Annotated in this window: 14 protein-coding genes; 2 read left to right on the top strand and 12 right to left on the bottom strand. The window is 31.3% G+C overall.

Going from position 1 to position 12,992, the window contains the following annotated elements; all coding sequences use genetic code 11:
- Positions 1–602 precede the first annotated feature (602 nt).
- Entirely contained in the window at positions 603–1,835 is a 1,233-nt protein-coding gene (locus tag UEQ13_RS06600; protein ID WP_329805548.1) for an ABC transporter permease, read from the bottom strand.
- Between the two features lie 12 nt (positions 1,836–1,847).
- On the opposite strand from UEQ13_RS06600, the gene UEQ13_RS06595 reads away from it, so the two are divergent.
- Complete coding sequence (locus tag UEQ13_RS06595; RefSeq protein ID WP_329805547.1) at positions 1,848–3,071, top strand: exo-beta-N-acetylmuramidase NamZ family protein; 1,224 nt, start codon at positions 1,848–1,850, stop codon at positions 3,069–3,071.
- On the opposite strand, the gene UEQ13_RS06590 is transcribed toward UEQ13_RS06595, so the two are convergent.
- Positions 3,068–3,469: a PH domain-containing protein gene (locus UEQ13_RS06590; RefSeq protein ID WP_329805546.1), complete on the bottom strand. Its 402-nt coding sequence runs from the start codon at positions 3,467–3,469 to the stop codon at positions 3,068–3,070. The two genes, UEQ13_RS06595 and UEQ13_RS06590, sit on opposite strands and share 4 nt — an antisense overlap.
- 1 nt (position 3,470) lies before the next feature.
- Positions 3,471–3,968 carry a YkgJ family cysteine cluster protein gene (locus tag UEQ13_RS06585; RefSeq protein ID WP_329805545.1) on the bottom strand — a complete coding sequence of 166 codons (498 nt, stop codon included), beginning with the start codon at positions 3,966–3,968 and terminating at the stop codon, positions 3,471–3,473.
- 81 nt (positions 3,969–4,049) lie between these two features.
- Between UEQ13_RS06585 and UEQ13_RS06580 the strand changes: the two genes are divergently transcribed.
- Positions 4,050–4,754, top strand: coding sequence for a class I SAM-dependent methyltransferase (locus UEQ13_RS06580; RefSeq protein ID WP_329805544.1), 705 nt, complete (start codon positions 4,050–4,052; stop codon positions 4,752–4,754).
- 41 nt (positions 4,755–4,795) lie between these two features.
- On the opposite strand, the gene UEQ13_RS06575 is transcribed toward UEQ13_RS06580, so the two are convergent.
- From UEQ13_RS06575 to UEQ13_RS06535, 9 genes are all read right to left on the bottom strand, one after another.
- Positions 4,796–5,173, bottom strand: coding sequence for an energy transducer TonB (locus UEQ13_RS06575; protein WP_329805543.1), 378 nt, complete (start codon positions 5,171–5,173; stop codon positions 4,796–4,798).
- Positions 5,173–5,805, bottom strand: a complete 633-nt coding sequence (locus tag UEQ13_RS06570; protein WP_329805542.1) for a 7-carboxy-7-deazaguanine synthase QueE — start codon at positions 5,803–5,805, stop codon at positions 5,173–5,175. The genes UEQ13_RS06575 and UEQ13_RS06570 overlap by 1 nt, the downstream gene beginning before the upstream one ends.
- 445 nt (positions 5,806–6,250) lie before the next feature.
- Complete coding sequence (locus tag UEQ13_RS06565; protein ID WP_329805541.1) at positions 6,251–7,945, bottom strand: tetratricopeptide repeat protein; 1,695 nt, start codon at positions 7,943–7,945, stop codon at positions 6,251–6,253.
- 2 nt (positions 7,946–7,947) lie between these two features.
- Positions 7,948–8,853, bottom strand: coding sequence for a PstS family phosphate ABC transporter substrate-binding protein (locus UEQ13_RS06560; protein WP_329805540.1), 906 nt, complete (start codon positions 8,851–8,853; stop codon positions 7,948–7,950).
- A gap of 1 nt (position 8,854) precedes the next feature.
- Positions 8,855–9,763, bottom strand: coding sequence for an energy transducer TonB (locus UEQ13_RS06555; RefSeq protein WP_329805539.1), 909 nt, complete (start codon positions 9,761–9,763; stop codon positions 8,855–8,857).
- Positions 9,764–9,990: 227 nt separating this feature from the next.
- On the bottom strand, positions 9,991–10,809 hold the full coding sequence (locus tag UEQ13_RS06550; protein WP_329805538.1) for an energy transducer TonB: 819 nt from the start codon (positions 10,807–10,809) through the stop codon (positions 9,991–9,993).
- 21 nt (positions 10,810–10,830) lie between these two features.
- A complete protein-coding gene (locus UEQ13_RS06545) occupies positions 10,831–11,400 on the bottom strand; it encodes an ExbD/TolR family protein (RefSeq protein WP_329805537.1) in 570 nt (189 codons plus the stop codon).
- A gap of 18 nt (positions 11,401–11,418) precedes the next feature.
- Positions 11,419–12,060 carry an ExbD/TolR family protein gene (locus UEQ13_RS06540; RefSeq protein ID WP_329805536.1) on the bottom strand — a complete coding sequence of 214 codons (642 nt, stop codon included), beginning with the start codon at positions 12,058–12,060 and terminating at the stop codon, positions 11,419–11,421.
- A 44-nt stretch (positions 12,061–12,104) separates the two neighbouring features.
- A complete protein-coding gene (locus tag UEQ13_RS06535) occupies positions 12,105–12,929 on the bottom strand; it encodes a MotA/TolQ/ExbB proton channel family protein (RefSeq protein ID WP_329805535.1) in 825 nt (274 codons plus the stop codon).
- Between the last annotated feature and the right edge of the window lie 63 nt (positions 12,930–12,992).

Below are 12,992 nucleotides of genomic sequence, written 5' to 3'. Positions count from 1 at the left end.
AGATAACATCTTTATATTTTAAATTCCAAATCTTTTTTTACTTTTTTTTAAAAAAATAATCTCCAATCTGTCTGTCATTATATAAAGAACTTCTCTCTCATTGCGGGTGCAAAACTAGCACTTAATTTTGTATTTCCTAACATTATCTTAACATATTTATAAAGTATTTTGCTATCTTTTGGTTTGCAGTAAGTTATAAACAAAATTTATTTAAACCATTTTAACCCAATGTTAGATTTTAGAGATTTTACTGGACTTGCAATACCTTCTCAAATTCTTGATTGGATTTAAAAAACAGGGTTTCATTGTAAAATAGTCTGTTTTCGGGTGTGTTTTTCCCAAATCAAAGCTTCAGAAACCATCAAAAAGAGAATGTGTTGCGAGAATTTCTTCTGAAAACAGGATTCTAGCCCTGATAGGAGCGGCATCCTTTTATTTAATTCCTTAAAAATTAAATAAAAGATATAGTGGATAGCAGGATTTAGCTCCTGAAAAATCATACCTATATATATAATAGTAGAAATGTAATTATTCTAAATGAAAAACGGCCGACGTTAAAAACATCAACCGCATATATTATAGTGTAAAAGCAAAACAAACTTCTAATCGAACTTTAAGGCTTTGATTGGAGATATTTTTGTGATTAGGTAAGATGGAATTAACAACACCAGTACACATATTAATATAGTACCTACATTTAATAATAGGATGTGAAGTAAATTGATATCTACAGGAGCGGATGACACGTAATAACTTTCGGGATTCAGTTTAATGATTTCGAATTTCTTTTGAAGTACTAATAATAATACAGCAATTCCATTTCCCCAAAGCAATCCTCTTGAGATTAAATGAGCTGCATTATATAAAAATATTTTTCGAACTGACCAATTACTTGCGCCGAGTGCTTTTAACATTCCTATTAATTGAGTGCGTTCTAAAATTAAAACCAACAAAGCGACTACCATATTAATAGTTGCCACACCTATCATTATAATAAGGATGACTAAAATATTGAAATCGAAAAGTTTTAACCATTCGAAAACGCTAAAGTATTTTTCAGAAATGGAGGCACTATTAAATGTTGGCGGAATAGATTTGTAAATTTCCTGAGCACGCTCGTCTAATTTAGAGAAATCGTCGATGAAAATTTCATAGGCTCCAATTTGGTTAGGCTGCCATTTATTGATACGTTGCAAATGTTCGATGTTACCTATTATATAAGAGGAGTCGAATTCTTGAAAACCTGAATTATAAATTCCAGCAATTTTAAATTTTCTTACACTTGGCAATTTGCCTTGTGTTTTCATAAAAAAGGTATTGAATGAATTTCCGACTTTCAATTTTAATCGGTTGGCTAAAAATTGAGAAATTAGCACTTCATTAATAGCACCTTCTTTATAGCTTGGAATTTTTCCTTCAACCAAAAATTCCTTTAAGTTTTTCCATTGATACGAAGCATCGACACCTTTAAAGATAATTCCTTCCACATCGGTTTCTGTTCTTATTAAAGCTCCTTTTGTAATAATAGGTTGCACGTGTGTGATGAAACTATTCTTTTTTAATTGCGAAATGGGCAATACTCTAGAATCAATTGGTTCGGCAGTAACTTGAGATTGGTTGTCATCAAAGTTAGAAACTATTACGTGACCGTTGAACGCTGAAATTTTTTCCCGAATTTTTTGTTGTAACCCTACACCTGTTGCCACAGACATCACCATCATAAGAATACTTAAGGCAATAGCCAAAATAGCAATTTTTATAATTGGAGAAGAAACACTACTTTTATAACTTTTAGAAACAATAAGTCGTTTCGCAATAAAATATTCTAAATTCAAAATATGTTTTATATGAAATTTGAGTTCAAAAATACGTTTTTATTTATTTTAATACTATTATTTTCTTTCGGATGTGCTTCCAAAAAGAACACAACAAGTACGAAAATTAAAAATACAACCCCAACTACAAGCACACTTCCAAAAGAAGTAAAGTTTAAAACTGGCGCTGAAAATTACCAGGCCTATTTACCTTTATTAGCCAATAAGAAAGTTGGAATAGTTACAAATCCGACTGGAATAGTTGAAAACAAAAAACATTTGGTTGATTTCTTATTAGAAAAACAAATCAATCTTTTGAAAATATATGCTCCTGAACATGGTTTTAGAGGAATTGCCGATGCAGGTGAAATGATAAAAGATGGAAAAGACAGCAAAACCAACTTACCTATTATTTCACTTTACGGAAATAACAAAAAACCAAAGCCTGAGCAATTAGCAGATATTGATGTGATGATTTTTGACATTCAAGATGTGGGTGCGCGTTTTTACACCTATATATCTACGTTACATTATGTGATGGAAGCTTGTGCGGAAAATAATATTGAACTTATCGTTTTAGACAGACCAAATCCGAATGGGACTATTGTTGATGGACCGGTTTTAGAAATGGAACATAAAAGTTTTGTAGGCATGCACCCCATTCCTGTTTTACATGGAATGTCTATTGGTGAATATGCCAAAATGATTAATGGTGAAAAATGGTTGACCAACGGAATCCAATGTAAATTGAAAATTATTCCTTGTACGAATTACAAAAGAAATATGATCTACAGTTTACCTGTGAAGCCTTCGCCAAATTTACCGAATGACCAATCTATCAATTTATATGCAAGTTTGTGCTTTTTTGAAGGCACGAATGTAAGTATGGGAAGAGGAACAGAAAAGCAATTTCAAATTTATGGTTCGCCTTTTTTAACGAATTTCAATTTTAGCTTTACGCCTATTTCAAATTTTGGTGCAAAAGAACCGATGCATAAAGACGTGTTGTGTATTGGTGAAGACTTAACGAAAATTAAAAAAGTGACCCATTTAGAATTGAAATGGCTAATTAAAGCGTATTCAGATACTTCTGATAAAACGGTTTTCTTTAATGATTTCTTTACGAAGTTGGCAGGAACCAAAAAACTACAAGAACAAATTGTAAACGGAGTTTCGGAAAAGGAAATTAGACAAAGTTGGGAAGCTGGTTTGATTACTTTTAAAGAAATGCGAAAAAAGTATTTGATTTACAATTAACCAATAATTTCAATAGCCGGATTAATTTTTAATAATTCGTCTGTAAACTCTTTTTTTTCTTTTGGAGAAATTAGAATTTCGTCATATTTATTATACCTTATCCTTAACCTGTCTAGTGAAAGTGCTGGTGAACTCAAAACGCTATTCGATTTTTCTATTTTTGTAATTTTAGAAATATCAATTCTTTCGTTTACAATCCATGTGCTTTTAACGATTAATTGATTTTCATTTATGATATATCGTGTTGTTTTTGAGAAAACCAAAATAAGTCCTACAACAACACCTAATCCTAACAATCCAATCCATTCACCTTCTAACATACTTTTTATACTCAGGAAAATTGGGTAAACTAAAACCAATCCGAACCACCAATCTATTTTTGATTTAAAAACTTTCATATTACAAAGGCATTTTTAATTTCATTTTCTCTACAATATTAAAAGCGGCTGGACAAATCGCAACATTCAATAAAGTCAGATCAGTGATTTGATTGAACTTTTTTCTATCGGTATGAGGAAATTCTCTGCAGGCTTTTGGACGAACATCGTAAATGAAACATTTGTTTTCGTTATCTAAAAACGTACACGGCACCGATTTTAACACATAATCATTGTCTTCATCAACACGTAAAAACTGATTGATAAATTGTTGTGGTTTTTGTTTTAGATGTTTTGAAATTCGTTCTACATCGGCATCTGTAAATAATGGACCTGTGGTTTTACAGCAATTCGCACATTCTAAACAATCGGTTTTCTTAAATTCGGCATCATGTAAATCTTGCATCACATAATCTAAATTTTTAGGCACACGTTTTTTTAGCTTATCGAAATATTTTTTATTTTCAATATGCGTATCTTTGGCTAGTTTTTGAATTTCGTTTAATGCTGGTTTTAACATGTCGTTTATTAATGAACTGCAAAGCTACGATTTTGAATGTTGATTTAAGAATAACGAATGTTGAATTTTGAAATATAAATAATGAAAGACCTTTTTGGAAAAGCCATACTAGATTACCAAACTAATAATTCCCCTGAAGATTTACTTACAGAAACTTCCATTTCTGAAGCAGATGAAATGAGTGTTGCCTATTTATTTCGCAACTATAACGAAATGCCAAAACTGGAACAAAAAGCATTGCAATTGGCAAAAGGAAAAGTTTTGGATGTGGGTTGTGGCGCTGGAAGTCATGCTTTAGAATTACAAAACGAAAGAAAACTAGAGGTTACGGCGATAGATATTTCTGAAAACACGGTGAAAGCTTGTCAACTTCGCGGAATTAATAATGCAGAAGTTGCCAATATTTTAGATTTAGATACGGAAAACAAATTCGATACGATTCTTCTTTTGATGAATGGAACTGGAATTTTCGGAACCTTAAATGAAACCGCAAAATATCTTCAGAAATTAAAATCGTTATTAAATGAAGGTGGACAAATTTTAATTGATTCGTCAGATTTGATTTATATGTTTGACCAGGATGAAGATGGCGCTTATAGTATTCCTGCAGATGGTTATTATGGTGAATTGACTTTTACCGTTCAATATAAAGGAGAAACGGAAGAAACTTTCCCATGGTTGTATTTAGATTACAACACACTACAAAATGCGGCAATAGCTAATGGTTTACATTGTGAATTGGTTGCAGAAGGCGAACATTTTGATTATTTGGCGAGATTGAGTTAAATACAAAAAAGGTCGAGAATTGATTCTCGACCTTTTTGTTTTTATTTAAAATTCATTGGTAATTTTATATCTATACTTACGGGCTTGCCTCCTCTTTTAGCAGGTTCCCATTTTTGCGAAGCTCTCAAAACTCTGATTACTTCTAATGCAGATGTACCACCTAAATCTTTTACGACTCTGATATTTTTTACTTCACCCTTATCATTAATTGTAAATGAAAAAATTAGTTGTCCTTTTTTCTCCACTGTTTTCGTGTCGAAATTTTTTATGATATAATCATAGAATTTATTTAAATCTCCACCTTGAAAAGTTGCTTCGGTTAAATCTCCTGATAAATATACTTCATCTTCACCGCCCAATTGTGCATGAGACAAATTGAAAGCAAAAAACAAAACAATAATCGATAGAATCTTTTTCATTAAGGAATATTTAGATATTTATGAGTTTGTAATGAAACTCTCCATTTTGGATTGTTCATAACGTAATCTACAATAAGTGGTGTCATTTCTTCTTTTTTGCTCCATTCTGGTTGTAAGAATAAAATCGCGTTTTTGTTTGTTTTTTCTGCTTGTTCTTCTGCAAAAATGAAATCGTGTTTGTTATGAATAATTACTTTCAATTCGTTTGCGATGGCATATGCCGATTCTACTGGTAATTTATTTTTCTTAGGTGACAAACAAAACCAATCCCAAGTTCCTGTTACATCATATGCACCTGAAGTTTCGATATGAACGTTTAATCCCGCATTTTTTAATTGTGCGGTTATTGGATTCATGTCCCAAGTTAAAGGTTCACCACCAGTGATGACAATTGTTTTGGCATATTTTTTTGCATTAGCTACAATGGTTTCCACTGAAGTTGGTGGATGCAAATCGGCATTCCAGCTTTCTTTTACGTCGCACCAATGGCAACCCACGTCGCAACCACCTACTCGGATGAAGTATGCGGCAGTTCCGGTGTGATATCCTTCGCCTTGAATGGTGTAAAATTCTTCCATTAACGGAAGCATTTCGCCTTTGTTGACTAATATTTGAGTTTCTTTATTAAGCATATTTTATTTATTGGATGCAAAGATAGTACAAAGTTAGAAGTTAGAAGTTAGAAGTGGGAAGTTTTTTGAAAAGGAGGATTAGGGATTTAGTGACTTGGAGATTATTGCGGATTCTGTTTTGTTTTTATTTTTTTGCACGCAGATGGAAAGGATTAAAAGGATATTCAAACATGAAGATTTTTAAATTGTTTTTTAAATTTGAACTTTAAATTGAAATTGATTTTTGAACTTGCAATTGCAAATGTATTAGCCCAGATTGGAATGGCAGCTTGTTAGAAAGAAATGAGATAAAAACTTTTTGCAAGAAAGCGACCAACGGAAGCTTTTTTGTAAAATATAGTTTTTACTTATTTATGAGAACAACTAAAATGGAAAGCTGGAAATGGCTTCAAATAAAAAAACCGATAACTTTCGCTATCGGTTTTAAAATTGATTTTATGTATTCTTATTTATTTAAAGCTTGTAAAGATTCTTTCACGAAAGTATCTGTAGGATTAATTTCTGCTGCTTTTTTGAAATTTTCAATTGCTTTTACTTTATCCGTTGCTGCATAATTTGCACCGATGAAAGAGTAAGCGTCAAAAAGATTTTCTTTTACAGCTGGTTTTGCAATTTCAGCGTCACCTTTTGCAGTAACCGTTTTCACATAACCTTCATAATCCAAAACAGCTTGCGCATTAGATTCTTTTGTACCAACAACTCTGTTTAATTGTCCTTTGTTATAGTAAACATCTTGAACATTACTTGGCGCCGCTTTGATAGACTCGTCATATGCTTTGTTTGCTTTTGCGAATTCAGCAGTTAAAGTTGCTTTTTGAGCTTCTGTTTTGTTTCCTGCATGGAATAAAATTGAATTCCCTAACAAATAATTATCACGAGCGTAACTTTTAGAACTAGTGTTTTTAACCGCTAATTCGAATAATTTTGATGCTTCTAGGTAGGCTTTACCTGTATATAATTTAATTCCAATTTCTGTAAACTCTGTATTTAAATATGGGTTTAATTCTGCTGCTTTAGTTAAATCTGAAATTGATTCATTAAATTTAGCTTGATTAGAAACGATTCCTTTATCGTCCATAGACGTTGCTAATTTTGCTTTTGCTAAATACAAATAATCTTTACCGTTGATTCTTTTTACATCAACTTTTGACATATAGTCTGTTAATGATTTAATTGCTGCTTCTGGGTTTCCATTTTCAGAATAAGCATATCCTAAATATTTATATACTTTTGGATTTACTTTATCTGATTTTTGAATAGCTAAAGCTTCTGTTTCTAATTCTTTCCATTTTTTAGATAGGATTAAGAAATCAGCATATTTTATTTTTGCATCAGTTGAAACATCCGTTAAGCTCATGTATTTTTTATAATCTTCTAAAGCTGCAGCGATTTTCTCTTCGAAAAGAGATTTCTTTGCATAAGCCCAAGCTAAATTTGTTTCTGCTTTTTCACGGTAAGCTGGTCCGTAACTAGAATTGATAGCTAAAATATCATTAAATGCTTTTAATGCTTCTGGAAAAGCTTGCGCATTTCTAGTAATAATAGCTAATTGCAATGGTGCTCTTAACAACGTTTTATCTAATTCACCTGCAGTTCTGTATGCTACATATGCATCGTTAATGTTTTTATTAGCAACCAATGCATCACCTAAAGCCACTTGTGCTAAAGCCGATTTTGGATCACCTGCTACAGCTGCTTTTGCTGCTGTTAATGCTTTTGAATTATCAGGAGTAGCTGCTTTTAAATAAGCTTGAGAAATATAAATTTGCTCTTCAGTGTTTTTCTTTTTTGCAAAAGCCAAAGCATTTGTGAAATGCGTTTCTGCTGCAGATTTATTACCATCTAATAATTCTAATTGACCTAAACCAATTAAATTTAAATGTCCGGCATCTTTTGCTGTTTTACCTTTTTCGAAATATACTTTTGCAGAATCTTGTTTTTCTAAAGCAACGTAAACTTGACCTAAATAAAAGTAATTTTTACCTTTATCTGGCGATAAAGCTACCATTGATTTTAAAGATTTTCTAGCATCAGAAAATTTTTCGGCATCGATTGTTTTTTTTACTTGCTCAATATCTTGAGCGTTTACTACAAGAGTAGTAAAAATAGTGGCAAAACTTGATAAAATAACTGTTTTCATTTCTATTTGTTTATTTCTTTTTTATTATTTTTTACTATTCTGATTTCTCGTGTTGGAATTTTTACTGGAACTAATCCAGATTTAAGTGCAATTCGTTGTCCAACTTCACTTTTAACAAAGGAAGCAAATCCCATGCCTAAACCAACTCTACCTTGATAATTTAACAAATAAATTTTTCTTACGAAAGGATATTCTTTTGTTTCAATGTGGGATTGTGTTGGCTTTACAGCATTTTCAGTAGTTGAACCAACAGCTAAAACTTTTACTTTTTTAACAGTGCTTTCTAATTCTATAGAAGGATTTAATAACCAATTTACACCCACAAAACCAATTGAATTATTATTTACGGATACAAATTTAACAACTTCTAAGTTATTTTTAAGTGCAGTAACGCTTTTTGGTAAAGTTTTAACATCAGCTTTATCCATTAAATAAGTTAAAGTACTTGAATTTTCATTATCAAAAACAAATTGATAGTCTGTTTTTTTACCTTTTAGAATTTCATAAACTTCCGAAGTTGTTATAGTAGATTTTGCATTTCCTTGATTCACTACTAGTGCAATGGCATCAGAACAAAAAGGTGTATTTTTACCAATTACATCACTATCTTTTAATGTCTTTTCTTGTGTTGTTGTTAATTCATGAGAAAGAACGGCGATGTCAATTTTTCTTTGTAATAGTAAATTAACAATATCTGAATCTGATTTAGGTATTAGTTTGATAGTCGCTTTAGGATATCTGCTTTCGAAAACCATTTCTTGATCTTCTACAATTGGCAATAGAGATTCATCAACATAGATGTCGGCTTTACCTTTTACGTATGATTCGTCATCCGTGTTATTTTCTGATTTTTTACAAGAGAAAATCAATAAAACAAGTAGTACGATTATGGAAACTATTTTTTTCATTCTAGTCTTTTTTCTTTAATTCTGGTTCTGGTTCTAATTCAAGTTCTGGTTGAATAACTGTCGTAACAGGTAAAACAAAATAAGTTTTTATTTTTCTTCCGTTTTGTTCGCCTGGAATCCAGTTTGGGGTAGTTTGCAAATATTTGATAACAATTTGTCCTAATCCAACACTTAAAGGTGTTTCTTCTAGGATTTGATAATCAGAAAGACTTCCATCTTGATTCACTAAAAACTTAACTTTTGTTTTATATGTTCCTGCAATTTCAACTTCTGGAACTTGTAATTTCGAAGATAAATCTGTGTAAAATTTTTTTAATCCTCCAATTGGTTCTGCTTGTTTTACAGGTGAAGTAATATTGGTTTCTGGAAACTTTTCAGATACAATTGGTGTTACTTCTTTATTTGCTATTTCGATGGGAAGTCCTTTTTTTTCAGTTGCAGGTATTTCAAATGAAATTGGTAAAGTATAATATTGATTAACTGCCTTTCCATTCAATATAGCTGGAACCCATTTTCTAGAATTAGTCAAAACTCTTATTGTTTCTTTACCTAAACCTAAATTGGATGGTGTTTCCTCTAAAATTTGAATATATTTAACTGAACCATCATCAGAAACAACAAATTTTGCAACTACTCTTGCGATAGTTTTTTTAGAAACTTCAGGCAAATTAATAGAAGAAGCAATATATCTACTATAGTTATTTATGCCCTCAAAAGGTTGAGCTTGAATATCAACAGAAGTAAATATTTGAATAAAATCTAAGTTTTCACCCTCAGATTTTTCTCCAGCTGGAGAATGATCATATTTTTTAATCGAATCTAAATTTTTAAATGGTTTCTGTTCAGCTTTAATCTGACCAATACAAATTGCTACATTTAAAAATAAAATTGCTATGAAAACATTTTTCATATTATTATTCTTCTTTTTGAATTAATCTGTAAAATCTGAAACTAGCATATAAGACTAACAAACCGCTAAAAATTCTTCTTCTAGTCATTGAAACTTCTAAAGGAAAGTCATACCAAAAGGTTACTAAATAAGCTAAAACTAAATAAAAACAAAATATTAAAAGCCCTAAAATAAACAGAAATCGCTGTTTGGGCGATTTCTGTTTTAATTTATTTAACCAATTCATATTATTCGTTAGCTGTAATTTGAATTGAAATAGGTAATGTATAGTATTGTTTTACACTTCTACCATTATATATACCTGGAGTCCATTTTGGAGATTTCGATAAAATTCTTGTTGCTTCTTTTCCTAAACCTAAACCGGCTGGACTTTCTTTAACAATTTGAATATCTCTAATTGAACCATCATCCCAAACTACGAATTTCGCAATAACTGTCCCTGTAGTTGTTTCGTCAACTTCTGGTAAACGGAATGAACTAGCAATTTGTTTTCTAAATGCATTCATACCACCTGGAGGTGCTGCTTGAACTTGAACAGATGTAAAGATTGCATTATAATCTGTATCATCTCCTTGTTGTTCTTCTTTAGCTAATTCAACTCCTTTATCAAGATTTGCAGTAGCATCACCTTTAGCCGTTTCAGAACCAGACTTTTTATCTGGATCTACTGGAGGAATGTCATTTTCAACCGTTTTTTTATTTACAACAACTGGTGGAACATTTTTTACAATATCTACCACAGATTTCACCTTTTTAATAGGTTCTTCCTTTTTTTGTTCTAAAATTTTCTTTTCCTCTTTTTTGATAGGAGTCTTAACTTTCTTAAGTTCTACTTTAGTGATTTTAACTTCTTCTACATCTTTCTTTTTCATTAAAAGAAAAGCAGTATAAACCATTCCTATAAAAAATATTGAAGATAAAATTAAAGCTATAAGAGTTCTTTTAGAGCTATTTGTTCTTAATTCGTATGCACCATAACTTTTATTACGTCCTTCGAATATATTGTCAATTAAACTAGCTTCGCTAAGGTTTACATTTCCACTCATTATACTATATTTAAAGTTATGTTATTTAATTTTATTGTCTTCAAGCATTTTTAAGTCGCCTGGAGTTACATCAACAATTGAATAAGAAAACGGTTTAACAATTGCCATTTCATCTAAAATGTCAACTAAATTTTTATAGTTAGCCGATTTACTCGCTTTAATAAGCACCATCATACCTTGTGTTTCCGGTTTTTCAACACGTTCCATCACAAATTTATTATGAGCAATTAGCGCTTTTCTTATTCCTTTTCCACCATAATTTTCCAATTTAGGTTTACCATTTATTCCATCTTCCATATACGGAGCATCTGTTAACCCAATATAATATACTAACTTGTCATTTTTACCTAAAACAACAGTTAATGTTCTATATGCAGGAACTTCAGGAGATTCACTAGGAGGAACTGGAGTATTGTCTGGTAAAGCCAAATCCATAGATTGTGGTTTAGACAATGTGGTTGTTAAGATAAAGAAAGTAATTAGCAAGAAAGCTAAATCCACCATCGCTGTTAAATCAACACCTGGGTTCGATTTTTTACTTCTTACTTTACCGCCTTTACCGCCACCGCCACCGGTATTTAATTCTGCCATGTTATTTTTTTATTTTAATTAAAAATCTTCATCTCTTAGTGAAGTTACTAAATAAAAATCATTCATGCTTTGTTTTTGAAGTATATCAAATACATTCTTTACAACTGGATATTTTTCTTTAGAACTACCTTTTATAGCTATTTCAATCTCCTTAATCTTTTCTAAACCTTTAGCTTGTTGCTCCATTACTATAGCCGCATTAGCGTAAAATATCCAATAAGATAATTCGTTTTCAGAAATATCACCTTTATATGGAATACCTGACTGTGTACCTGGTTTGTTTCTTTCAGCATTTTTAAGAGCTAATAAAGACTTCAATTGATCTAAAGGAACACCAAATGACTCTAATAAAGAAAATTCTTCAACTTCTTTTGGAGTAAAAGCAATATCGTATTTCAAAGACATCGCTTCTAATGCTGCAATTCTGGTTTCTCTTTCAGACATCCCAATATATACTGCACTATCACCAACAGTAATAGTTAATAAGTTTCTTTCTGGCAATTTAGCTTTTATGGTTGACGCAGGAGTATCTACTGGCTTAGGCTCAGGTACTTTTGATGTTGCTGTCATGATAAAAAAGGACAATAACAAAAACGCAACGTCACACATGGCCGTCATGTCGATTCTTGTGCTTTTTTTAGATGTTTTTATATTTGCCATTTTACTTTATTTTAACTTTATAAATTATTTTATCTAAGAAAATCTTAGTTCCCTCCTTTAGCTCTTTTGTAAGCTTGAGAAATTGCGAAACCAGCTTCGTCAATAAAATAAGTTAATGTGTCAATTTTAGAAGTAAAATAGTTATATGCAATAACTGCCATAGTAGAAGTACCAATACCAGTTGCTGTATTAATTAAGGCTTCAGAAATACCATTTGCTAATTCAGCTTGGTCTGGAGTACCTTCTGCTAATCCAGCGAATGCTTTAATCATACCAGATACTGTACCTAATAATCCTAATAATGTACCAATAGATACTAAAGTAGAAATAATAGTTAAGTGTTTTTCTAACATTGGCATTTCTAATGAAGTTGCTTGTTCTACTTCTTTAGTAATGTTTTCAGTAGCTGCATCTACATCTAAACCGTCTTTTTTAACTTGTTCTGATTTCAATAAACCTGCTTTGATTACGTTAGCAACAGAACCTTCTTGAGTATCGCATGCAGAAATTGCACCTTGAACATCTCCACTTTTAATTTGAGATAACACACCTTTTACGAAGTTATCTAAATTTCCATTTCCAGCTGCTTTTTTCAAAACGATGAATCTTTCTACAGAGAATACAATTGTCATTAAAAATAATCCCATTAACACAGGAACAATTACACCACCTTTATAAACCATACCTAAATAATTACCTGGTAACGGTTGTCCTGCTGGATCATTCTTAACAAAATTTGCTGGTGCTCCCATTACAAATTTCCACAATAAAGCTCCAATAACAATACAAATAACAATTGTAATTGCCGCAAAAGTACTACTTCCTTTACTTCCTTTGTTCTCTACAGAAACGTTTAAATCCTGTTCCATTTTTTAAAATTTTTAGTTTGAATTGATAAATTATTTGATTTCAATTTTATTTTGATAGTCGCA

The sequence above is a fragment of the Flavobacterium facile genome (assembly GCF_036321945.1).
Lineage (GTDB): Bacteria > Bacteroidota > Bacteroidia > Flavobacteriales > Flavobacteriaceae > Flavobacterium > Flavobacterium facile.
The sequence above is the reverse complement of the archived record's forward strand: the minus strand, read 5'-3'. Positions and strand labels throughout refer to the sequence as shown.